This window comes from Bradyrhizobium sp. AZCC 2289 (genome assembly GCF_036924615.1).
In the GTDB taxonomy this organism is placed as follows: domain Bacteria; phylum Pseudomonadota; class Alphaproteobacteria; order Rhizobiales; family Xanthobacteraceae; genus Bradyrhizobium.
Genome location: NZ_JAZHRY010000001.1, coordinates 5,406,508 through 5,428,279, shown reverse-complemented (window position 1 = coordinate 5,428,279; position 21,772 = coordinate 5,406,508). Strand labels below are relative to the sequence as shown.

22 protein-coding genes and 1 other RNA gene are annotated in these 21,772 nt (G+C 60.1%); 12 read left to right on the top strand and 11 right to left on the bottom strand.

Features of this window, described 5'->3' with window-relative positions; translation table 11 throughout:
* Positions 1–6 precede the first annotated feature (6 nt).
* Together V1289_RS25680 and V1289_RS25675 are read left to right on the top strand one after the other, a co-directional pair.
* Complete coding sequence (locus V1289_RS25680) at positions 7–327, top strand: cupredoxin domain-containing protein (RefSeq protein ID WP_334399882.1); 321 nt, start codon at positions 7–9, stop codon at positions 325–327.
* Between the two features lie 93 nt (positions 328–420).
* The gene (locus tag V1289_RS25675; protein WP_334399880.1) at positions 421–786 is read left to right on the top strand and encodes a nuclear transport factor 2 family protein; all 366 of its coding nucleotides are present in this window, start codon (positions 421–423) and stop codon (positions 784–786) included.
* 52 nt (positions 787–838) lie between these two features.
* On the opposite strand, the gene V1289_RS25670 is transcribed toward V1289_RS25675, so the two are convergent.
* Positions 839–1,174: a hypothetical protein gene (locus tag V1289_RS25670; RefSeq protein ID WP_334399878.1), complete on the bottom strand. Its 336-nt coding sequence runs from the start codon at positions 1,172–1,174 to the stop codon at positions 839–841.
* 195 nt (positions 1,175–1,369) lie between these two features.
* Positions 1,370–1,785: a transfer-messenger RNA gene (ssrA, locus tag V1289_RS25665) on the bottom strand.
* A 67-nt stretch (positions 1,786–1,852) separates the two neighbouring features.
* Here ssrA and V1289_RS25660 point away from each other — a divergent pair.
* Positions 1,853–2,218 carry a Hint domain-containing protein gene (locus tag V1289_RS25660; protein WP_334399876.1) on the top strand — a complete coding sequence of 122 codons (366 nt, stop codon included), beginning with the start codon at positions 1,853–1,855 and terminating at the stop codon, positions 2,216–2,218.
* A gap of 256 nt (positions 2,219–2,474) precedes the next feature.
* Here the strand turns inward: V1289_RS25660 and V1289_RS25655 are convergent, their stop codons facing one another.
* The 3 genes from V1289_RS25655 to V1289_RS25645 form a co-directional block, all read right to left on the bottom strand.
* On the bottom strand, positions 2,475–3,038 hold the full coding sequence (locus V1289_RS25655) for a c-type cytochrome (protein ID WP_334399875.1): 564 nt from the start codon (positions 3,036–3,038) through the stop codon (positions 2,475–2,477).
* Positions 3,025–4,314 carry a sulfite dehydrogenase gene (gene soxC / locus V1289_RS25650; protein WP_334399874.1) on the bottom strand — a complete coding sequence of 430 codons (1,290 nt, stop codon included), beginning with the start codon at positions 4,312–4,314 and terminating at the stop codon, positions 3,025–3,027. The genes V1289_RS25655 and soxC overlap by 14 nt, the downstream gene beginning before the upstream one ends.
* A gap of 287 nt (positions 4,315–4,601) precedes the next feature.
* Positions 4,602–4,919: a BA14K family protein gene (locus V1289_RS25645; RefSeq protein WP_334399873.1), complete on the bottom strand. Its 318-nt coding sequence runs from the start codon at positions 4,917–4,919 to the stop codon at positions 4,602–4,604.
* 651 nt (positions 4,920–5,570) lie between these two features.
* On the opposite strand from V1289_RS25645, the gene cyoA reads away from it, so the two are divergent.
* From cyoA to V1289_RS25615, 6 genes are all read left to right on the top strand, one after another.
* On the top strand, positions 5,571–6,464 hold the full coding sequence (gene cyoA / locus V1289_RS25640; protein WP_334399871.1) for a ubiquinol oxidase subunit II: 894 nt from the start codon (positions 5,571–5,573) through the stop codon (positions 6,462–6,464).
* The gene (cyoB, locus tag V1289_RS25635; protein WP_334399869.1) at positions 6,454–8,454 is read left to right on the top strand and encodes a cytochrome o ubiquinol oxidase subunit I; all 2,001 of its coding nucleotides are present in this window, start codon (positions 6,454–6,456) and stop codon (positions 8,452–8,454) included. Before cyoA ends, cyoB begins: the two co-directional genes overlap by 11 nt.
* Complete coding sequence (cyoC, locus tag V1289_RS25630) at positions 8,451–9,080, top strand: cytochrome o ubiquinol oxidase subunit III (protein ID WP_334399867.1); 630 nt, start codon at positions 8,451–8,453, stop codon at positions 9,078–9,080. The genes cyoB and cyoC overlap by 4 nt, the downstream gene beginning before the upstream one ends.
* Positions 9,077–9,472 (top strand): cytochrome o ubiquinol oxidase subunit IV, encoded by a 396-nt coding sequence (gene cyoD, locus V1289_RS25625; RefSeq protein WP_334399865.1) that lies wholly within the window; start codon positions 9,077–9,079, stop codon positions 9,470–9,472. The genes cyoC and cyoD overlap by 4 nt, the downstream gene beginning before the upstream one ends.
* A gap of 182 nt (positions 9,473–9,654) precedes the next feature.
* A complete protein-coding gene (locus V1289_RS25620) occupies positions 9,655–10,128 on the top strand; it encodes a DUF2231 domain-containing protein (RefSeq protein WP_334399863.1) in 474 nt (157 codons plus the stop codon).
* Position 10,129: 1 nt separating this feature from the next.
* Complete coding sequence (locus V1289_RS25615) at positions 10,130–11,494, top strand: PQQ-dependent sugar dehydrogenase (RefSeq protein ID WP_334399862.1); 1,365 nt, start codon at positions 10,130–10,132, stop codon at positions 11,492–11,494.
* Between the two features lie 166 nt (positions 11,495–11,660).
* Here the strand turns inward: V1289_RS25615 and V1289_RS25610 are convergent, their stop codons facing one another.
* The 3 genes from V1289_RS25610 to fdhD all read right to left on the bottom strand — a co-directional run bounded on the left by V1289_RS25610 (position 11,661) and on the right by fdhD (position 14,845).
* On the bottom strand, positions 11,661–12,635 hold the full coding sequence (locus V1289_RS25610) for a GlxA family transcriptional regulator (protein ID WP_309181524.1): 975 nt from the start codon (positions 12,633–12,635) through the stop codon (positions 11,661–11,663).
* 543 nt (positions 12,636–13,178) lie between these two features.
* Positions 13,179–13,406, bottom strand: a complete 228-nt coding sequence (locus tag V1289_RS25605) for a hypothetical protein (protein ID WP_334399861.1) — start codon at positions 13,404–13,406, stop codon at positions 13,179–13,181.
* A 629-nt stretch (positions 13,407–14,035) separates the two neighbouring features.
* Positions 14,036–14,845, bottom strand: a complete 810-nt coding sequence (gene fdhD, locus V1289_RS25600) for a formate dehydrogenase accessory sulfurtransferase FdhD (RefSeq protein WP_334399859.1) — start codon at positions 14,843–14,845, stop codon at positions 14,036–14,038.
* Between the two features lie 590 nt (positions 14,846–15,435).
* On the opposite strand from fdhD, the gene V1289_RS25595 reads away from it, so the two are divergent.
* Positions 15,436–15,780, top strand: coding sequence for a hypothetical protein (locus V1289_RS25595; protein ID WP_334399857.1), 345 nt, complete (start codon positions 15,436–15,438; stop codon positions 15,778–15,780).
* 339 nt (positions 15,781–16,119) lie between these two features.
* Here V1289_RS25595 and V1289_RS25590 read toward each other — a convergent pair whose 3' ends face one another.
* A complete protein-coding gene (locus tag V1289_RS25590; RefSeq protein ID WP_334408015.1) occupies positions 16,120–16,383 on the bottom strand; it encodes a hypothetical protein in 264 nt (87 codons plus the stop codon).
* Here V1289_RS25590 and rpoH point away from each other — a divergent pair.
* A complete protein-coding gene (rpoH, locus tag V1289_RS25585) occupies positions 16,279–17,115 on the top strand; it encodes an RNA polymerase sigma factor RpoH (RefSeq protein ID WP_334407677.1) in 837 nt (278 codons plus the stop codon). The two genes, V1289_RS25590 and rpoH, sit on opposite strands and share 105 nt — an antisense overlap.
* A gap of 185 nt (positions 17,116–17,300) precedes the next feature.
* On the opposite strand, the gene V1289_RS25580 is transcribed toward rpoH, so the two are convergent.
* Together V1289_RS25580 and V1289_RS25575 are read right to left on the bottom strand one after the other, a co-directional pair.
* Complete coding sequence (locus V1289_RS25580) at positions 17,301–19,637, bottom strand: FdhF/YdeP family oxidoreductase (RefSeq protein WP_334399856.1); 2,337 nt, start codon at positions 19,635–19,637, stop codon at positions 17,301–17,303.
* Between the two features lie 812 nt (positions 19,638–20,449).
* On the bottom strand, positions 20,450–20,974 hold the full coding sequence (locus V1289_RS25575; protein WP_334399854.1) for a hypothetical protein: 525 nt from the start codon (positions 20,972–20,974) through the stop codon (positions 20,450–20,452).
* 334 nt (positions 20,975–21,308) lie between these two features.
* On the opposite strand from V1289_RS25575, the gene V1289_RS25570 reads away from it, so the two are divergent.
* Positions 21,309–21,701, top strand: coding sequence for a hypothetical protein (locus V1289_RS25570; RefSeq protein WP_334399852.1), 393 nt, complete (start codon positions 21,309–21,311; stop codon positions 21,699–21,701).
* Positions 21,702–21,772: the final 71 nt, after the last annotated feature.

Here is a 21,772-nt window from a genome sequence, read left to right as displayed (position 1 = left end):
CCCGCCATGTTGTCGAGACGGCATCTCTCCGTCGTGACGCTGCTTGCGCTTGGAGCGATGGCCGTCCCGGCACATGCGGCGACGCTCCAGATCGTGATGGAAAATCTCGTGATCTCGCCGGCCGAGGCTTCGGTCAAGGTCGGCGACACCATCGAATGGATCAACAAGGATGTCTTCGCCCACACCGCAACCGCGCGGAACGGCGATTTTGACGTGACGATACCGCCGAACAAGACGGTGACGTCGGTTCTGAAGAAAGCCGGCACAGTCGAATATTATTGCCGCTTCCATCCCAACATGAAGGCGGTGCTCAATATCGCGCCGTAGCGCGCGCCATAACCTCCGAGGTAATCGATCCCTGCGCGCGAACCTTCGATAGTCGGTCAGCCGATTGATCCGCCGCAAACGAAGGAGAGCAAAATGACCGATCACGCGACCATTGCCCGCCACTACATCGATCTCTGGAACGAGCGCACGCCGAGCCGCCGCCGCGAGATGCTGGCCACCAACTGGACCAGCGACGCCCGATATGTCGACCCGCTGATGTCAGGCGACGGCCATGACGGCGTCGATGCGCTGATCGCCGGCGTGCAGCAGAAGTTTCCGGATTTCAAATTCAAACTGATCGGCGAACCCAACGGATATGGCGACCACATCCGTTTCTCCTGGGGGCTCGGCCCCGACGGCGTCGACAGCCCGATCAAGGGCACCGATTTCGCCATCCTGAAAGACGGACGGATCCGCAACATCACCGGATTCCTCGATCAGGTCCCGCAGGGGGCGTGAGCAAGATTTGTGGAGCCGGATTGGCGCAAGCGCAATCCGCCCCACACACCAGTCAGCCGCGCCTTCTCCGCTGCAACGCCATCGCCAGCCGGACCGCGACGCCGGCCTGCCACACCGGATAAAGCACCGACGTCTGGTCGAGCCCGAGCGCATTGTCGAGCGCCAGCAGCGCGCCGGCGAGCGTGCCGGTGATCAGCATCTGCAACCAGGCCACGACGTCGCGCGGGCCCGCAGGCAACAGACCGATCCCGAGCGCCATGATCGCGCTGCCGATGAAGCCGCCGGCGAGCCCGGCCAGGATATTGCGCATCATCTTATCGGCGCCGTTGGCCTGCCCGTCGATGAAGATCGCGGCATTCACCGCGCAGACGAATGCGACCATGGTCACGATCGCCGCCGCCGGCGATCGCCAGTAAGCCGTTTCGGGAGGTGTCCTGGGAAGTGATCGCCTGGGTCACGCGTTCACCTCCATGTTTGCGGCATGGCCATGGTCTAGCACGGCGGCGGCCGGAACATAAGTCACCGCGCGACGCCTGCACCGGCCGACAAATAAAAGCCGCGCCAACCCGAAGGTTGACGCGGCAATGGCCGTTCTGTTGCCAGGTGGACCAACCCCGAACAGGTTACGCCGCGAGGCGCACTTCGTTCAATGCAACGTTATCGTTTGCATTTAGGTTTTTGACCCGATAACGGCGGTATCATGCCGAGCACAATTCAGAGCTTCTTCACGACCATCGATCCTGGTTCGCCCCCGCCATAGCAGCCTAGGGATCATGCCTTGCGGCGTAATCGATCTCACCTGACGTTTCAGCATGATCTTTTCGGAAAACCGGTACCCACTTTTCCGGATCATGCTCTAGATGAGACCTTTAAGCTCAAGCTGCTAAGGTGGAGGCGCCGGGTACTGCCCCCGGGTCTGCCCGCGGTCCGCTCAGAGTTTCAGCGCCATCGTCTTGCGACGAAACGACCCTACGCGGGATCGGCGGGGAAAGATAGGCTGAAAGCGGCGGCCTTCATCCTGTGGAAGGCTGTGCTAAGAATACCGGTCTCCAGGGAAAGAAAGTAAATGGCATTCGCTGCAGGGACTGAGATCGCGACACCCCAGGGGACGGTCGCGATCGAGAATCTGAAAGTCGGCAACGAAGTACTGGCGGGCGCCGGCAGCGCGCCGCATTTGACATGGACCCCTGTGGCGGTGGCGTTCATCCATAGTACGCCGCCGGGGACGCTCCATCCGGCAATTTGTTATATCGTCCTCGATGCAGGGCGGAGTCTCGTCTGCACGCAGGATCAGCTTTTCATGCGCCCCGACGGGACCCTTGCGCCCGCCAGTGACCTCCCGCCAGGCGGCAAACTGCTCGACCAGAATGGAAACGATGTTCTAATCGTGGAGGTCATTATGGGGACGTACTCAGGCGTCCGATCGCTTTGAGACCAGCCTGAGCGCGAAAGGGTCGATTGACGGACATCTCATCCTGGCGGGCGGCGTCGTCGGCGAAGACTTTGGGTTGCAGTCCGGCTAGGACCCAATCGACCCATCGAAAAAGATCGCAGAAAGTCTGTTCGGCTCACGTTATCCGGCCGGCGAGTCCAGCGGTTGAGACCTGATGGCACGCTGGGCGGCAATGACAGGTACTGGTCGATGGGTGCGCCCCTACTATTGGCAAACCCGGTTTTTATTTGCTTCCTCAGCACCCCGTCACGCATGCCGGATTTTTGACGTCGGGCCGGGAATCGCCGACGAACATATTTCGATTCGGCATCTTGATCGCGCTTAGCGACCTGGCGTCGACGGTCGCCTCTGCCGGCAGCAGGCCGTTCAGATGGAGAATGTAAGCCGAGACCGCATAAACGTCTTCGCTACTTAGCGATTGCGGCGCGTTCTGCGGCATGGCGCGGCGGATATAATCGAACAATGTCGGGGCGTACGGCCAGTAGCTGCCGACGGTCCTCACCGGATTTGGCGTCGCGAGCGTGCCCTGTCCGCCGACAAGCCGATCGCCAACGCCACCCTCACCCTTTGCGCCGTGACAAGCCGCACATTGCTGATCAAAGACCTCGCGGCCGTGATTGACGCTGCCGCTTCCCGGCGGAAGGTTGTTACCCTCGCGATCGACATCGATATTCCAACCAGCGATCTCCGCCGGCGTTGCAGCCCGCCCGATGCCGTAGGTACTTTGCGCCTGCGCGGGTGTCGCGCATGCAAGCGCAAATAAGGCGAACGCGGCGATGCAAGGCTCACGCATTGGCATTGGTCACCTCACCGCCGGCCGAGATCCGCCAAGGCCAGATCGCGTTGTTGTGGTAGAAATAGTTCTCGCCGCGAACCGCGAGAAGTTCGGCCAGCGTCGGCTGGACGTAGCCGGTTTCATCGATTGCGCGACTTTGAATGACGGCGGGTTGGCCGTCCCAATGCCACGGCAGCCTGAAGCGGGTCAGCGCCCGGGTCAACACCGGTTCCTGCAGCTGCGCCTCCTGCCAGCTCTTGCCATCATCGACCGAGACATCGACACGCCCGATCTTGCCGCGGCCGCTCCAGGCGATGCCGCTGATCTCACGGAATCCAGGCGCGCTCAGCCGCTGTCCGCCCGAGGGTCGCGTAATGATGGATTTCGCTTCCATATAGAATGTGAACTCGCGCGCCGAGCCGTCCGGCATCAGGTCCGTATATTTCGAGGTCTCCTCGCGCGAATAGGCGGGCTCGGCGGCGACGCGCAGACGTCGCAGCCATTTGATGTTCATGTTGCCTTCGAATCCCGGCAACAACAGCCGCAGTGGATAGCCTTGCTGCGGGCGCAGCCGCTCGCCATTCTGGCTGTACACCAGCATCGCGTCTTCGAGACATTTTTCGATCGGAATGCTGCGCGTCATTGCGGCGGCATCGGCGCCTTCGGCGATCACCCATTTTGCCCCGGCCTGCAATCCCGCTTCCTGCAAAACCAGTTTGAGGCTTACGCCCGTCCATTCCGCACAGCTCAGGAGACCGACAAGGTCGGATGCCGTTTTGCCGTAGGGTTTCTTGTAGCCGGGGTTGCCCGAGCATTCGATAAAATAGATGTGCGACTGGGAAGGAAAGCGCCGGATGTCGTCCATGGTAAAGATCAGCGGTTTGTCGACGAGGCCATGGAGCATCAGCCGATGTTGCGCCGGATCGATGGCGGGAACCCCGCCGTGATGGCGTTCATAGAACAGTCCGTTCGGCGTGATGATGCCGTCGAGATCCTGCAGTGGCGTTCGCCCGGATGCCGACAAATATTGCGGCAGGTTCTTCGGGATGTTCTTGATGACATCCTTTTCGAATGACGAAGGCATTCCGTAAAGCTGGCTTCCCATGGGATCGCCAGGCGTCTTCATCCAGTCCGGGACATTGGGCGGCAGGTTGTCGGCGTTTTCCGTTGCCGCCGATGCTTCGCTGCCGGCGAGACCACCCGCAACGACGACCCCTCCCACCACTATGCCACCGTTACGCAGAAATCGCCGGCGCGATGTCGCGGCAAGACCCTTGCCGTCGTCGGTTGGCTCGGTCATCGTACGTCCTCCGCTCGAAATCGGTGCGCAGAATAATGCGATGAAGCCCCGCAAATATTGCAGAACGAAGGCATCTTGAATGTAGTTCACCGGGCAAGACACCGCTTGCCGGGGATTGCTACCCTTGGATCATTCTTGCGGCGATCAAATTGCCGCTGGTCGGAACGCCACCTGCCCGCGGTCCTCGCCTGACCGTGGTTCATGGAATGGCCGTATCGTCGCCGATGCGGGCCAGCTCGATCTGCCGCGCCCAGTCCCGGCCGCCTCTGTCGATGCTTCGTGCCAGTTCACTCGCACGGATGCCGGCGACCATCATATCCGCGGAACGTCCCGGAGTTCGGATCATAGGAATGGTACCGCTGGGCGCAAGACGCACCATTTGCACTGCTGTCCATGGCGGCATAAGCGTCGCCGCTGCCGAATAGCTCCGGCGTCCTGGCGTCCAACCCCGCCGCCGGCGTGGGCCGGCCGCCGTTCAGAACATCATTGTTCGGGTAGTAAAACGCGAACGCACCTGGCTCCTGAATCGCCGCCTGCGCGAATACCGGCGTTGCGGACATCAGCGACAGAATGGCCGCCGCACCGAGGATCCTGAATCTGGTCATGGCTGTTCTCCGTAAATCGATTGGCAGCGAGATTGGGGAATTCTCGCTTTCGCCCTGAATGCTCAGGTGCGTCACTACGGAGGTAAGGCAAAACTCCACTCATCCCACTAAATTGAAATTCAGAACGCGAAAGTGATTTTTCTTCGATAGTTCGCTCCGCATTTCGAGGCGCGCGTCGGTGAGGAAGCGCAGAAGAGAACGCGCGTCGGTTCCGCCTACTGGCTTTCTGCTTGGCTGTTCTAAACTTCAATTTAATGGCGTCGTCGAATCGACGGACCTACATCGGCCTCACGCGTCCAACACTCTCGTTGAACAATGGAGGCTCGTCATGCCCAACACATCTGCAAAAATCGCTCTCGCATTCCTCGTTCTCCTGGCGGCCCCTGCCGCTTCCTACGCAAGGATGGCGGGTGGAGCAGGCTCAGGAAATGTGCCCATCAACGGAATTCCCGCGGGGCCTGCAAACGCTGGTGGAATGAACAATGTGAACGTCGATCCGAGTGGCATCGGCAACGCTTCCAAATTGGCGCCGCTGCCGCAGCCGCGCATAACTGTCCCGACAATTCCGCAGTTCAAGTGAGGCGATAGAGCGGCTCGCGATTTGCGGGATCTCGCCGGCGGACTCCGGCAAAACGCGATCCGGCTTATCCTGTGATCACGAAATTACCGGCGGCGAGGACGTTGTCATCGGTTCAATTCTGGGGTTCGGCCATGAATATCCTTGATCCGCAAGGGCCGATCGGCGTCGCCGACAAGACCATCCTGATCGATTCGCTTGCCATCATGCTGGCGATTGTGCTGCCGACTATCGTCGCGATCTTCGGCTTTGCGTATTGGTTTCGGGCCTCGAACCCGAAGGCATTTTACTGGCCGAACTGGGAGTATTCGGGCCGCCTCGAACTCGTGGTGTGGTCGATCCCCGCCCTGACCGTCATCTTGCTTGGCGGCGTGGCATGGATCGGCGCGCATCAGCTCGACCCGGCGAGGGCGGTGGAGGGATCGGGCAAACCCTTGAATATCCAGGCGGTGTCGCTCGACTGGAAATGGCTGTTTATCTACCCCGACCAGAACGTTGCGACCATCAATACGCTCACCGTTCCCGCAGGCGTGCCGCTGCAATTCCAGCTTACCTCGGCAAGCGTGATGAACGTGTTCTTCATCCCGCAATTCGGCAGCATGATCTACACCATGAACGGCATGACCACCCGGCTCAATCTGCGGGCGGATTCAGTCGGAACGTTTGGCGGCCTCGCGGCGCATTTTTCCGGCGATGGGTTCTCGGACATGCACTTCGATGTCCACGTCGTGCCATCAGAGGATTTTGCGAAATGGGCGCAGGACGCGTCACGTTCCAACAAGTCGCTGGACGCGCAGCGCTATGAACAGATCGCCAAACCTTCGATGAAGGACGAGCCCTCGACCTACCGCTTGAGCGATCCGGACCTCTTTCAATCGATCGCCACGCAGAAGATACCGCCCTCACCCGGCACGCAGGCGGGCGTAAAGGGAGCCTCACCGGTGGAAGGGGTCGCCGATGCTCGGTAAGCTTACCTGGGACGCTATTCCCTTCGATCAGCCGATCCCGATGGCCGCGTCCGGCATCGTGGCGCTCGGCATTCTCGCGGTCCTCGCCTGGGTCGTCATCAAAGGACATCTGCCGTATTTGTGGCGGGAATGGATCACCAGCGTCGACCACAAACGCATCGGCGTGATGTACACGCTGCTCGCGATGGTGATGCTGCTCCGCGGCTTTGCCGACGCCATCATGATGCGGGCGCAGCAGTCAATCGCGTTCCACAGTCACGGCTTCCTGCCACCTGAACATTACGACCAGATCTTTTCGGCGCATGGCACGATCATGATCTTCTTCGTCGCCATGCCGTTCATGATCGGACTGATGAACTTCGCCGTGCCACTGCAACTCGGAGTCCGTGACGTCGCTTTCCCTACGCTCAACTCGGTCGGCTTCTGGTTGACCGCCACCGGAGCATTACTCGTCAATATCTCGCTGGTGGTCGGCGAATTCGCGCGCACCGGCTGGCTGCACTATCCACCGCTGTCGGAGCTCACTTATTCGCCGGGCGTCGGAGTCGACTATTATCTATGGTCGATCGAAATATCCGGCGTCGGCACTCTGGTCTCCGGCATCAATCTCGTCACCACCGTGCTGAAGGTGCGTACCAAGGGCATGAACTACCTTCGCATGCCGATATTCTGCTGGACCACGCTTGCGACAAATCTGCTGATCGTCGCGGCGTTTCCGATCCTGACTGCGACATTGGCAATGCTGCTGCTCGACCGCTATCTCGGTTTCCACTTCTTTACCAACGAAGCCGGCGGCAACATGATGATGTTCATGAACCTGATCTGGTCCTGGGGTCATCCGGAAGTCTACATCCTGATACTGCCGGCGTTCGGCATCTTCTCCGAGGTGATCTCGACATTTTCCGGCAAACCGTTGTTCGGCTACCGCTCTATGGTGCTCGCAACGATGGCGATCTGCGTCCTTTCGTTCATGGTGTGGCTGCATCATTTCTTCACCATGGGTGCCGGCGCCGACGTCAACGCGATCTTCGGCATCGCGACCATGATCATAGCCGTGCCCACCGGCGTGAAGGTGTTCAACTGGCTGTTCACGATGTATGGCGGCAAGGTCCGGTTTCAACAACCGCTATTGTGGTCGCTCGGCTTCATGGTGACGTTCATCATCGGCGGCATGACGGGCGTGCTGATGGCGGTGCCGCCTGCCAACTTCCTTCTGCACAACAGCCTGTTCCTGATTGCACATTTCCACAACGTCCTGATCGGTGGCATGCTGTTCGGCGCGTTCGCGGGCTATACCTACTGGTTCCCCAAGGCTTTCGGTTTCAAGCTTCACGAAGGCCTCGGGAAGGCGGCATTCTGGTGCTGGCTGGTCGGCTTCTACGTTGCCTTCATGCCACTGTATGTCCTTGGCCTGCTCGGCATGACCCGGCGGACGCAACATTATGACCTGCCGCAATGGCATCCCTGGCTGATCGTTGCCGCTTGCGGCGCGGCGCTGATCATGTGCGGTATCGCGCTTCAAATCGTCCAGCTCGTCGTCAGCATTCGCCAGCGCGAGAAGCTGCGCGACTGTAGCGGTGACCCCTGGGATGGCCGGTCGCTGGAATGGGCCACCGCCTCGCCGCCGCCAGCCTTCAATTTCGCCGTGCTGCCCGAGGTGTCCGGCGAGGATGCCTATTGGGCGCTCAAGCAACGCGCGGCGGGGCGGAGTTGGCCGGAGAAAGAGCCGCAGTATCGAGATATCGAAATCCCGCGCAACTCGGCGACCGGATTCGTGTGCGCATTCTTCGCCACCATCATGGGCTTTGCACTGATCTGGCAAATCTGGTGGATGGTTGCCGCAGGCGCGATCGGCGCCTTCGCCACGTTCGTCGTGTTCGCCTGGCGCGACCATGACGAGGATACCATCCCCGCAGACGAAGTCGCGCGCATCGACCGCAGCAACCGGGCGCAGCGTCACGCGATGCTCACCAGAGAGGCTGCCGAATGAGCACAGTTGCATTAACGGAAGCGCATCATGGCTCCGCCGTAGGCCGCGAATGGAGTGGCGCCGCACCGAAGCGCATCGTCACCGGCTATGGCTTCTGGATCTTCATCCTCAGCGACATGGTGATGTTTTCGGCCTTTTTCGCGACCTATGCCGTTCTGCAAGGGCAGACGGCGGGCGGACCGACGGGGAACGATCTATTCGACCTGCGCAATGTCGCGATCGAGACCGCGTTTCTGCTGGCATCGAGCTTTACGTGCGGCCTCGCCTCGATCGCGGCCGACACGCGCAACAAGAGCGGTTTCCAGACCGCCATGGCTGTCACCTGCGCCTTCGGCCTCAGCTTTCTCTTTCTTGAAGGGCGGGAATTCGCCAGCCTCGTTATAGCCGGCGCCGGGCCGTCGCGCAGCGCGTTCCTGTCGGCGTTCTTTACGCTCGTAGGCTGCCATGGGCTGCATGTCTCCGCCGGCATCCTGTGGCTGCTGACGATGATGGCGCAGGTTTTCACCAAGGGGTTCAGGTCGGACATTCAGCGGCGAATCCTGTGCTTCGCGCTGTTCTGGCACGCGCTCGACATCATCTGGATCGCCGTGTTCACCGTGGTGTATTTGTTGGGAAGCGCAGCATGAGCAACGGACTAGAAGCGGCGGACAACGGGGTCGATCTCGCACCGGGCGATGAGCACGCTGAGGGCGGCGTCGGGTCGCGGGTCATCGGTTACCTCACCGGACTGGGGCTCGCCATCTTGCTGACGGCGACATCATTCTTCATCGCGGGTACCGATCTGGTATGGCAGCCGAGCATTCCGGTCGCGCTCGTGGTCCTGGCAATCGCGCAGATGGGCGTGCACCTCGTGTTCTTCCTGCACATCACCACCGGGCCCGACAACACCAATAACGTGCTGGCGCTGGCGTTCGGTGTCCTGATCGTCCTTCTGGTGATGTGCGGATCGCTATGGATCATGGCGAACCTCAACCACAACATGATGCCGATGGATCAGCTCATGCAGATGCAGCGGTAGAACCCCTGACTCAGATCGTTCGAGCTGTTCTCGAATAATGAACCCGAATTTAGAAGACGATTCGCGAAGTAGAGGCAATGTTAGATCGGCGGCCGAAGTTTTCACGTCGCCGAGATGAACTTGAAGATCGTACCGCATCTCCTGGAAATGCAGATGCGCGGGATCGTTAGGAGGATTGAGACATGCAGCAGCACGCTACGATCACGGAAGCGACGTTCATGGGCGACGCCAATTTGAGACCAACCCGGAAGCGTCGTGGACGACCGATACACAAAATCCTGGTGTCGTTTTCCGCCGCCTATTTCACCGGCGCGCTCGTCACCGATCTTGTCTACTGGCAGATGCCTGATGTGTTGTGGGAGAGGTTCTCCATCTGGCTGATCGCCGCCGGTCTGGTCATGGCGGGCCTCGCCACCATCGCTTACGCAATCGACCTGGCGGGCCGCAGACGAATCGACAGGCCGGCGTGGCCCCGCGCCGTCGGTTACGCGCTCGCTGTCCTGCTCGCGCTGATAAATGCCTTCGTTCACAGCCGCGACGGTTACACCGCAGTGGTACCGACCGGCCTGATGCTTTCCGGGCTGGTCGTCGTCGTTCTCTTGGTGACGGCCTCGGTGGCCGCGGCCCTGGCAAATCGCCATCGTATTGGAGGATAATATGCACGCCCTCAGAATTGCAGGTTCGACGAAGCTACCGCGTCTTGCCGCTATCCTTGTCGCTGTCGCCGGCCTGGGACTCGCCGGCTGTGACGATCATGCCGGCGATCCGAAAGTGCAGATCGGCGCCAACCCCGTTCTGCCCAAGTTGCAGCAGTACCTGATGCCGCCGATGCGGATCGCAAAGGTGGTCGGATGGGGAAAGGATGAAGCTCCCACGGTGCCGCAGGGATTGCAGGTCCATGCATTGGCGACCGGCCTTCAGCACCCCCGGTCCCTCTACGTGCTCCCTAATGGAGACGTGCTGGTGGTTGAGAGCAATGGTCCGAAAGCGCCGGTTTACCGGCCAAAGGACATCATCACCGGCTGGGTACAGTCGTTTGCCGGCGCCAAGGCGAAGGATGCCAATCGCATCACGCTGTTGCGCGATACGAATGGTGACGGCCGTTACGAAGTGCGAACCGTGTTTCTGGACCACCTCAACTCGCCATTTGGCGTCGCCCTGGTTGGTCACGATCTTTACGTCGCCAACACCGATGCGATCGTCCGCTATCCGTATCAGGACGGACAAACCACCATCACGGCCGCGGGCACCAAGCTCACGGATCTTCCCGGCGGGCCCATCGATCATCACTGGACGAAGGCTCTGTTGGCCAGTCCAGACGGCTCCAAGCTCTATGTCGGCGTCGGCTCGAACAGCAACATTGGCGAAAACGGAATCGGGGCCGAATACGAACGAGCTGCAATCTGGGAGGTCGACCGTGCGTCGGGCGCGCATCGTATCTTCGCCAGCGGAGTCCGTAATCCCACCGGGCTGCAGTGGGAACCTGAGACCGGCAAGCTCTGGGCCATCGCCAACGAACGCGACGAGATCGGGCCCGACCTGGTTCCGGATTATCTGACCTCGGTGCAGGACGGAGGTTTCTATGGCTGGCCCTATAGCTATTACGGCCAGCACCTGGACCCCCGCATCGTACCGCAGCGGCCCGATCTGGTGGCCAGAGCGATCAAGCCGGACTACGCGTTAAGCTCCCACGTGGCGCCATTGGGTGTCGCCATGTACACAGGCAACGATCTTCCGGCAAACTACCGCGGCGGTGCGTTCGTCGGCGAACACGGAAGCTGGAATCGAACGCCTCTGAACGGCTACAAAGTGGTCTTCGTGCCCTTCAGCGGTGGACGACCCAGCGGCCCGCCACAGGATGTCGTCACCGGCTTCCTCGATGCGAACAATCACGCGCACGGAAGGCCGGTCGGTTTGGCAGTCGACCGGACCGGCGGACTGCTCATCGCCGACGATGTCGGAAACACCGTATGGCGGGTGTCGTCGCTTCAACCGGGTTCTTCACCAAAGCCGGCAACTTAGCAGGCGCTGTATCATCCGTGTCGTCGATGGGCAGGTCCCGCGTACCCAGCCAGTTGATCGGGCAGCTACCCCGCATGGCGCAACGAAAGCGCCATGCGGGGACGCTCGCTGATCTCGCCCGGCAGATACCCTTCTTCTCGACAGACTTCGACGGCCGTCGCGGACGTCACCGTCGAAATCGCTCCCGATAGTCGCTAGGCCCGGTTTCGATTCTTCGCAGGAAGGCACGGCGCATCGTATCCGGGCTGCTAAAGCCACAGCGCGACGCCACGCGCTGCAATGGGGTTTCGCTCTCCTCGAGCAGTCGCCTCGCCGCATCAACCCGCGCCATTTCGACGAAGTCCGCGGGCGTGGTGCCGGTTTCGTCCTGAAACACGCGCGTAAAATTGCGTACGCTCATCGCGACCCGACTTGCCAGCGAAACCAGGCTCAGATCGAGCGAGAGATGATCGAGAATCCAATGCTGCAGGGATCGAATCTTTCCCTCGTCGGCCATCTGCGCGGCCAGATGCGCGCTGAACTGCGATTGGCCGCCGGGACGCTTTAAAAAGACCACCAGCCGACGCGCGACCGTCAATGCAAGATCGCGCCCGTGATCGTCCTCGATCAGCTTCAATGCGAGATCGATGCCGGCGGTCACTCCGGCCGAAGTGTAGAGCGCGCCATCCTGAACATAGATCTGGTCGGGCACGACCTTGGCGGCCGGAAAACGTTCGGCAAGTTCGGCGGCATGTTGCCAATGCGTCGTCGCGCTCATTCCGTCGAGGAGACCTGACGCACCGAGAAAGAATGCACCGGTGCATACCGAGCCATATCTCCGCGTCTTCGGAGCACGGCGTCGCAGCCAGGCGTGGATATCTCCGCTATTGTAGGCGATGGCGTAGTCGGGCGTTCCGGCCACGAGCATCGTGTCGATTGACCTGACGTCGTCAAAGATCGAACTATCCGCGACGAGCGACATGCCTCCTACCTTGATTGTTCGGCGCGCGCCGGTCGCTACCAACCGGACCTCGTAGAGAGGTCCGCCGGATGCTTGGCGATTGGCTTCCAGAAAGGCATCCAGCGGCCCCGACACGTCAAGAGATTGCGCGTTCGGCGGTACGATGATGGCAACGGGTTTCTGCGCGGGCCTGGCAACCATTTTGCCGTTTTTCCTCCGCCCTTCCCAGGAAAGGGCACCTCTCGCTACAGCAGTCGTTCACGGCCAAATTAGCCGGGCCTTTGGCCAAAATCGTCGGATGAGCCGTGTTGCGGCCAACCTAACACAGATCTATTTCCTGACCAGTGAAAACTCGAACAGGACAGAAATGGAGCCCGACAATGCTATCAAAACGGTTTTTTACAATTTCGCTCTTGCTGAGGCTGATGGCGATATCCACCGCAGCCCACGCGGGGTCAACAATCACCGACAAAAGCTATTGGCCGAACGAAGCCATGCAGGGTGCACAGGACCTGTCTGGCAGCTTACTTGGCAATCCAAATTCTGCGCTCGCAGACGACGGATCCGTGTCAGGTTTGCAACCGGCAACGAATGCAAATGACAATGCATCCACTTGGCGTTATCAGGGCGGGCCAAAATCCCGGTGATGTCCGTACGACCGCAAGGGACAATACTCTCGTAGCGTTGTCACGTCACAAAAAGCCCCGACCTGGTCGGGGCTTTTCGTGTTTGACGGGATCGGCATCACTGACCGGCGGGCGCCGAGATCACATGTCCCTCACTGTAGTCGGACCAGTCCTGCTGCTGCTCGGATGGCGAAGCCATGGAGTCATTGGCGTTGCGGAACTGCTGGCTTGCAGCCGCCCGCGCGCGATCCGATTTGTGGGTGTAACGCCCGGCGGCTGCGGCTATCTGGATTGTCGACCCGACAATCAGCAAGGTGGCAAGAATGGATAGAACCGTCTTTCGCATTGTAGTCTCCCGTATATGGTCTCCGAAGGCACTAGCGCCCCGGCACGAACAACTGCAACGGCGGCGCGCCTCCATCCGGATAGAGATAGTGTCGGACGATGCCCTCGCCGAATAAATGAGTTCACTATCGCGTCATTCCTCGCTCGCAGATTTTTCATTCCAATCGGCCGGCGATGGGGATCACTTGCACTCAACAACCTCGACAGATGTTTCCGATCGCCCGATCCACGGCAGCGTCTTCAGGGTCAAGTTTGAGCATCGCACTCGGAAGCGAGGAAACGTCGGCCGATGTTGGCTGGTGATGGGGCGGAAGAGGCGCGGTCCCGATGAGACGAGGATCCGGTGTCAGTGACGGTGGCACGGCTGGATTCGCAGGGGCCATCAAGCCGTGCATCCCGGAGCCGTGCATGCCGCCGCGTGCATAACCGGCAGAGATCCCGGCTAGAATGAATACCATGGTCGCAACGACGAGCTTTCGCATCTTGGACTCCCTGGAACAGTGGGCATTATGGTTTCAACACGCAACCGCTCATATGATCGATGATCCAGCCGTTCGACGGATCGCCTTCTCTCCGAGAGATAGCGCTGGAGCACGCTATCCGCGGCCATACAGAGGTCACTATCGCTCATTACCGCAACGGCTCATCTGAAATCCGGCCGGGATGCGTAAACACTTCGAATCCGTCCGCGCGTGCGATGGCGGCGAGTGTGATACCCGCTGCATCCGCCATGCGAACGGCCAGCGCGGTTGGCGCCGACACCGACACCATCACGGGCGCACCGATCGCAGCGCTCTTCTGCACCATCTCCACTGACACCCGGCTGGTGAGAAGAATGATCCCCTCGCTCGCTACAATTGACGCACGCGCCAGTGCACCCGACAGCTTGTCGAGCGCATTATGGCGGCCAACGTCCTCGCGCAACGCAACAATACCACTCGTGGCATTCCAGAACGCAGCTGCATGTACTGCGCGCGTCTCGATGTTGAGCTTTTGACGCGATGACAGGCCCTGCATGGCCGCCATGACCTGTTCGGGCGAAAATTGCGGGCCGCGCCCGACAACAGCCGCGGGACGCATTGCTTCCGCGATTGATTCTATGCCGCACAATCCGCACCCTGTCGGTCCCGCGATGTGCCGCCGTCGTTCCTGCAGGCGATCGGCCCTCGGTTTGCTGAGCCACATCCGCAGTTCGATACCATCATCGAGAGACATGATGTTTAGCGAATCGACATCCTTGGAAGCGCTGATGACGCCTTCGCTGAGGCTGAAGCCGACCGCAAAATCCTCCAAATCCTGCGGCGTCGTCATCATGACGGCATAGGTCCCGCCATTATATGTCAGCGCCACCGCGGTCTCTTCCGGAACCGAACGGCTGCCGGCGCTCGGACTGCCATCTCGCCAAATCCGGCGAGGAACGACTCGGGCAGGTTCCATCATGCGTTGCTCCATTCAGGGCGTGCCGCGCCGGGAAGCAAGAGCCCGCCAAGTAGTACAGTCGCTGCCTGACGCAGCCTTCTCAACTAAAAACGGGTTTAGCTTTCTGGCATTCATTTAACAGCGAGAGGGAGAACGACGGTCAGTTCCAGGACCTGTCACCAGAACCAACGCGGATCGATTCTGAAACATTGTTTAATGGCGCGATGAGCGCTGCAAGCGTAGATCACGTTCAGAACAGCCACGCCTGTCCCCCGAGGCGATATCATGCGGCTGTCGACTGGACGGCGCGCGCCGCGCTTCATGCCCCCTCAACAAGGCGGGTGCGCGCCGTCTTTTTTTTGCGAGGGCTGAAATCTCGGCCTGCCTGCAGCAAGACTCGATCGATACGCGGGCGCGCCTGCCTGGCTCTCGTGAGGCGGGCATTCATTGGTTGATTGAAAGAGAATTTAGTAGGGGGGAAGAATAACAATTCCCATATCCAGTCCATCGCGACGTTGGCGTTTACTTTGCTGAACCGCACCAACGTCTGACAACGCCCTGTGGCGGAAAGTCCGCCCATCGAAATGGAGAATGTTATGCGAGGACGAGCGATGATGATTTTGGCAAGCGCACTGCTTGCCGGCAGCCTTGTTGCCACGGGTGCACAGGCTCGTGGCGGCGGGGGCGGCGGCGGAGGCCACATGGGTGGCTTTGGCGGAGGCCACATGGGCGGTTTTGGTGGAGGTCACATGGGTGGATTTGGCGGTGGTCACATCGGAGGTCTTGGCGGAGGCCACGTCGGTGGCCTTGGCGCCGATCACATGGCCCACATGGACCACGATCACTTTGGCGCTGGACGGCGTCATTTCGTCGGCGGCTACTACAACTACGGCCTCGATTGCCCGTATAACCCGAATTACACGTCGAGCACCTGGCCGTATACCTGCACCTACTGAGTGGTCGGACGATCCGGAAGTCGCGAGCGCGCGACTTTCGCTGCCTTAACGGGCTCACCTGGAGAATTGGCGATCAGCAGATCGCCAAGTTCACCTGGTGGGCCCAACTTGCAAGAATAGCAGTCTCGAACCTTCGCCATTCGAGCGGGATGCCGCCGAAGCGGCGAGCTCGGCGGCACGAGGTTCGATCGGCTTCACAGGCATTGTCGTTGATGATGTCAACGTAGCTATTTAATAGCGAACGAGAAGCACCAGGCCGCCGCATACAACGAGCCGCGTGTGAATTCGAATTTAATGTCCTAAATCTCATTTTAATGGCTCCCCCGCGCGCTTTGCCTATCATTCGGTGATCCGCTCAAATTTCAGATGGCGGAAGCTAACTTTCACGGCGGAGTGACTGAAATGGGCATTGAGGGACAATTCGCGGGCCTCGCAACTCGAACACGGCACGCACCAGCGTTTGCCGGAAATGGACGCGGCAAAGGTTATCTCTACGACATCCGGCGCTTCGAGATGCTCGAAAGAGACCAGGAGTACAGGCTCGCCAAACGCTGGCGCGAGCACGGCGACCGTGATGCCGCGAATAAGCTTGTCACAAGTCATCTGCGTCTCGCCGCCAAAGTCGCCATGGGCTACCGCGGCTACGGCCTTCCCGTTTCGGAAATCATCTCCGAAGGCAACGTCGGCCTGATGCAGGCAGTCAATCGCTTTGAACCGGAAAAGGGCTTTCGCTTCTCCACCTATGCGATCTGGTGGATCAGGGCTTCCATCCAGGATTATATCCTGCGTTCGTGGTCACTTGTGAAAATCGGCACGACCATGAGCCAGAAGAAGCTATTTTTCAAACTGCGCTCGGCAAAAGGCAAAATCGCCGCATTCGAAAGTGGCGACCTGCACCCCGATCAGGTCTCTCTGATTGCAACGAGCCTCGATGTCGCTGAGCGCGATGTCGTCGACATGAATCGACGCCTTGGCGGCGACAAGTCGATCAATGCGCCGCTTCATGAGGACGGTGAAACCGGCGAATGGCAGGACTATCTCGTTGATCAGTCCCCCACGCCGGAAGCCATCGTCGTCGAACAGGACGAAAAAGAACGTCAGCATAAGGCACTGGTCGCCGCGATCGAGGTACTGGACGACCGCGAACGTCGCATCTTCGAGGCGCGACATCTGGTCGACCAACCACTGACGCTCGAAGAGCTTGCGGTACAATTCAACGTATCGCGCGAACGGATCCGGCAAATCGAGGCGCGCGCGTTCGAGAAAGTACGAAAAGCGGCCAGGAACCTCACCGTACAAGCACCGGCGGCGATGCAGGAGGCTTTGGGCACCTAAACCAAGTGCCCATCAGCCGATCGCGTTCAAGACTTTAGATTATCGGGCCGTGGATCGGCCCGCATAAACTCCACGTATCGTATAGTGCTTCATGCGACGTGGACATCATCCACCTGCCTCCATTCCTGCGCTCGCCGGCGTTTCCTGGCGGATGGCTTTGCAGAATTCACCATCCATTTTCGGCTCTATCCATCGGCGGTCTGAAACAATCGGCGCAACACCCCATGGTTTGACGAAGCATGGAGCAGAACCGGCGTCGACTTGTAGGAAGGGGTTCCGGATTTGGGGTCGTAACGATCGAGCGCAACCAGGACATTCGCCTCCGGATAATAGGCCGCGATCGAGCCCTGCGCGATATTGTAGGCGACCGCCGTCAGGTTGCGCATAGCGCGCTCGCCTGGTGCCGATCCCACATCGGACACGACGCTGATATCGACGAGGTCTCCGTGCTTCAAGCCGCGGCTGGCGAGGTCCCGCTCATTGACGAACACGACGTCGCGGCGCCCGCTAATGCCGCGATAACGGTCATTTAGGCCGTAGATCGTCGTGTTGTATTGATCGTGACTTCTGATCGTCGTGAGCGTCAGAGCTTCTGGATCTGCGACACGCGGATCCTCGTCGAGACCGGGATAAACGAAGAAATTCGCCCTCTTCGTCGGTGTCAGCCACTCTCGCTCCGATGCAGCAACGTACAGCCGAAATCCGCCTGGCTGCTTGATGCGAGTATTGAAGTTCGCGAACTCCGGGAAAACCGCCTCGATGCAATCACGAATCTTTCCGTAATCGGAAACCAGGTCCGCCCATCCGACCCGGGTTTCCGGTAATGTGGCCAACGCCATCCCGGCGATGATTTCGGGTTCCGACCTGAGATGCTCGGACGCCGGCTTCAGTCCGCCGCGTGACGCGTGGACCATCGACATTGAATCTTCGACAGTGACGGACTGGCGGCCGCTCGCCTGAGCATCAATCTCGGTGCGTCCCAGACAGGGAAGAATGAAGGATTGTTTCGCGAGCAGCAAATGGGTGCGATTGAGCTTGGTGGCAATATGCACTGCGAGATCGAGGTTCCTCATCGCATTGAACGTGACTTCCGGATCGGACATGGCAACTGCAAGATTGCCGCCAAGACAGACCAACGCCTTCGAGCGTCCATCCCGGATCGCCTCGACAGCTTCGATCGCATTGTGGCCCTTGTTGCGTGGCGGGTCGAATCCGAACACGCGGGCTATTCCGTCCAGGAGTCCGTCATTCGGACTCTCGGTAACGCCGACCGTGCGGTCCCCCTGCACATTAGAGTGACCGCGCAGCGGAGAAATGCCGGTGCCCTTGCGTCCGATATTACCGCGGAGCATCAACAGGTTGGCGATCTGCTGTACATTGCCCGTGCCGTGCCGATGCTGGGTGATGCCCATACCGTAATTGATAATGACCCGCTCCGCCCTGGCGTAAATATTGCCGACGGACTCGATATCTGAACGCGACAGACCCGAGGCCTCCTCAATCGCGTCCCACGAGGTCGCTTCGAGATCGGCCAGCAGTTCGTCAATTCCGGTGGTATGATTCTTGATGAAGTCACGATCGAGAACACCTGGACCGCCATCGGCAAGGTTTTTCGCATCGAGCGCCAACAGGGTCTTCATGATTCCCTTCAACACCGCGATATCGCCACCGACTTTCACCAGATAGTAGGTCGAGGCAATCGGCGTCGAGTTCAGCGTCAGCATCTCAATGGGGTGCTGCGGTGAGGTGAACCGCTCCAGGCCGCGCTCGCGCAGTGGGTTGAAGACAACAATCGGCACTCCCCGCTTTGAGACCTCACGCAGGGTCGTCAGCATGCGAGGGTGATTGGTCCCGGGATTATGGCCGATGCAAAAGAGTGCGTCGCAGTGATCGAAATCCTCCAGGGTCACCGTTCCCTTGCCGACACCTATCGACTCGGGCAGGCCGATGCTTGTCGCCTCGTGACACATGTTCGAGCAATCGGGTAAGTTGTTGGTTCCGTATTCCCGCGCAAACAGCTGATAGAGAAAAGCCGCCTCATTGGACGCCCTGCCGGACGTATAAAACTCCGCCATATCGGGGTGCGGCAACGCACGGAGCGCGGCGCCGATCTTTGCCAGCGCCTCGTCCCACGAAATCGGGAGGTATCGGTCGGTCGGCTGGTCATAGACCATCGGATGCGTGAGGCGGCCCTCATTCTCCAGATCGAAGTCCGACCATTTCCAGAGCTCATTGACCGTGTGTGAGGCAAAGAATTCCGGGGTCGTCCGTTTGGCGGTCGCTTCCCATGCGACGGCTTTGGCGCCGTTCTCGCAGAACTCAAACGAGGAGGTATGTTTCGGATCGGGCCAGGCGCAGCCTGGGCAATCGAACCCATGCGGCTGGTTCATGCTGAGGAGACCGCGGGTCTCCTTTACGATATCCATCTGACCGCGAACGGCATCCGCGACCGCTTTCAGAGCGCCCCATCCCGCTGCGGCGCCCTGATAGTCGCCAACGCCTACGACATCGTCTTCGCTCATTGTGCACTCCATCGTCGCGGTGATGTTTGGCCGGGAGATACTTCCCGGAATAGAGGTTTTGCATCAGAGACGTTTGTGGACATCGGGCGCGAACAAGGTCCGCTCAATTAAACAATGTTTTAGGTTTCCGAGAGCGGCAGCGGTCCGCGCTCCAATTCTTCACATCGGTGATTTCAGCACGCTGAATTCGACTCCGAGTCATTCAATCTGGATACGCGACCAACTGCGGCTGGATCGAAGCCAGAGAATAAACTCGTATTTACTTGAGGAGTTGCGAGGGACCGGCCACTTTCAACCGTGAGACTGTCCGAAGCCGTTTAAAACCGGGCATAGCATAACAAGCAGATCTGCCATTCCTCGACGTGCCAACGCTGACACCAAACGGGCCAGGATTGACCGATGTCACAAGAACTCGCTCCGGGTGGTCGCTCCCGCTGCAGCGACGCGGGCTTCCAAAGGATAGTGCCAATGAAATTGTCGGCGATTGCTGCGCTTCTTCCGCTCTTAACAGCTTGGTGCCTGTTGTGCGCCGACCCTGCATTCGCCCAGGTCGAAGATCCGCTCGATCCGCTCACGGCTGTGCCTTCGCTGGGTGTCACCTCTCCGCTCGGTATGGGCTCCAATGGATTGGTCGGCACGACCGGAATCCCGCTGGGCGCCACCGAAGTGACATCACCCGGAGTCAGTCCGGCTCCGACAGGCGGCGTGACGGGTACAATTGCAATACCAACCAGCGGCGCAATCACAAGCAACGGCACGACATGTTCGACCGTGGGAACATCGTCATCGGGAATGTACGGATCGACTGCGACCTACGACGGCGGCGGAACGGCATCCGGAAGTGCGGCGCCTGCCACCGCCGCAAATTCGGGCACCACCGCAAATTCGGGAACATCAACCTCGTCGGCAACCTCGGAGACGTTGGAAATGCCGATATCGTCAGGAACGCTGGACACGTCGGGAACGTCGGGAATGTGCGGCTCCGGCTCAAGCAGCATTGCTTCATCGTCCATGCCAACCTCAACGTCGCCAACCGTGCCAGGCGGCGGCGCTCGAACCGGAATTCCGTTGGGATCTTTCGAGATTGGCAATCTTGGCGTCGGTTCCACACCGCCGGTACCGGTGCCAAGCGTATTGCCCATCGTGGGCACCGTGGGGCCGAGTTCGGTGGTACCAACGATGCCCACTGTCTCACCGACGACTTCACCCGCGACGACCGCAAGCAATCCGGCGTGCGCGGCGCCCGGCGCGAGCGGGGTCGGGAGTTTCGCCGGCGCCGGGACCGCCGGGGTACCCGGCACGTCGATCAGCGCGCGGACGCTGAGGCAATTTATCATCTGTCAGCGACAATGAAAATGGAAACTCATCGCTTCCGCTGCATCACGGGCTGCGCTGCGTGCGCTCGCCGCGGATTCCTCGCGCTCATGCCGGAGACACTTCCATGAGGTCCTTGCTGATCGTCGCGACGGCCTTGCCGTTGTGCTGCACCACGGCTTTTGCCCAGGTCGGCACGGTCATGCCTCCGCTCGGCGTCACCTCTTCGCTTGGAATGGCTCCCGGCGCGCTAGTCGGCCCGAACGGCTTGGCGGTGGGCGCATCACCCTCCGTCAGTCAGGTGCCCAACGGCTTAACGGGCACAATTACCATTCCGAGTGTAACCAGCGGCGCGGCATGTTCGACGGTTGCGACTTCGCCAATGGGAACTTTCGGATCCCCCACCACCTACGACGGCGGCGGAATGGCCGTGGCGACCGGAACTACGACGCCTGGCACGGCCACGTCGGGCCCCACGGCGACGTCGGGTGTATCGACGTCGTCGACAATCTCGGCGACGTCAGGGATATCGACATCCTCCGGAATGCTGGAAACATCCGGATTGACGGGGATGTGCGGCTCGGGCTCAAGCAGCCTTGCCGCATCGTCGACGCCGACTTCAACCTCGCCGACCCCGACGAGCAGCGGCGCGCGAACCGGCGTTCCGTTGGGGTCTTACGAAATTGGCAATCTTGGAGTCAGTTCCGCAGCGGCGGTACCGACGACAGGCGTATCGCCGCTAATGGGTAGCGTGGCTTCGGCGCCAGCGGCGCCAACGATGCCCACCGCTTCATCCACAACAACAACAAGCACCATCCCGT

Bases quoted from the DNA above. Each gene is read 5' to 3' on its own strand.
- V1289_RS25610 (WP_309181524.1), bottom strand. From the start codon at position 12,635: ATGGTTGCCAGGCCCGCGCAGAAACCCGTTGCCATCATCGTACCGCCG.
- V1289_RS25675 (WP_334399880.1), top strand. From the start codon at position 421: ATGACCGATCACGCGACCATTGCCCGCCACTACATCGATCTCTGGAAC.
- cyoD (WP_334399865.1), top strand. From the start codon at position 9,077: ATGAGCAACGGACTAGAAGCGGCGGACAACGGGGTCGATCTCGCACCG.
- V1289_RS25680 (WP_334399882.1), top strand. From the start codon at position 7: ATGTTGTCGAGACGGCATCTCTCCGTCGTGACGCTGCTTGCGCTTGGA.
- V1289_RS25580 (WP_334399856.1), bottom strand. From the start codon at position 19,637: ATGAGCGAAGACGATGTCGTAGGCGTTGGCGACTATCAGGGCGCCGCA.
- V1289_RS25590 (WP_334408015.1), bottom strand. From the start codon at position 16,383: ATGACTTGTGACAAGCTTATTCGCGGCATCACGGTCGCCGTGCTCGCG.
- V1289_RS25575 (WP_334399854.1), bottom strand. From the start codon at position 20,974: ATGATAAATTGCCTCAGCGTCCGCGCGCTGATCGACGTGCCGGGTACC.
- V1289_RS25620 (WP_334399863.1), top strand. From the start codon at position 9,655: ATGCAGCAGCACGCTACGATCACGGAAGCGACGTTCATGGGCGACGCC.
- V1289_RS25605 (WP_334399861.1), bottom strand. From the start codon at position 13,406: ATGCGAAAGACGGTTCTATCCATTCTTGCCACCTTGCTGATTGTCGGG.
- V1289_RS25615 (WP_334399862.1), top strand. From the start codon at position 10,130: ATGCACGCCCTCAGAATTGCAGGTTCGACGAAGCTACCGCGTCTTGCC.
- V1289_RS25645 (WP_334399873.1), bottom strand. From the start codon at position 4,919: ATGACCAGATTCAGGATCCTCGGTGCGGCGGCCATTCTGTCGCTGATG.
- fdhD (WP_334399859.1), bottom strand. From the start codon at position 14,845: ATGATGGAACCTGCCCGAGTCGTTCCTCGCCGGATTTGGCGAGATGGC.
- V1289_RS25595 (WP_334399857.1), top strand. From the start codon at position 15,436: ATGATGATTTTGGCAAGCGCACTGCTTGCCGGCAGCCTTGTTGCCACG.
- cyoB (WP_334399869.1), top strand. From the start codon at position 6,454: ATGCTCGGTAAGCTTACCTGGGACGCTATTCCCTTCGATCAGCCGATC.
- V1289_RS25570 (WP_334399852.1), top strand. From the start codon at position 21,309: ATGTTCGACGGTTGCGACTTCGCCAATGGGAACTTTCGGATCCCCCAC.
- cyoC (WP_334399867.1), top strand. From the start codon at position 8,451: ATGAGCACAGTTGCATTAACGGAAGCGCATCATGGCTCCGCCGTAGGC.
- soxC (WP_334399874.1), bottom strand. From the start codon at position 4,314: ATGACCGAGCCAACCGACGACGGCAAGGGTCTTGCCGCGACATCGCGC.
- V1289_RS25655 (WP_334399875.1), bottom strand. From the start codon at position 3,038: ATGCCAATGCGTGAGCCTTGCATCGCCGCGTTCGCCTTATTTGCGCTT.
- V1289_RS25660 (WP_334399876.1), top strand. From the start codon at position 1,853: ATGGCATTCGCTGCAGGGACTGAGATCGCGACACCCCAGGGGACGGTC.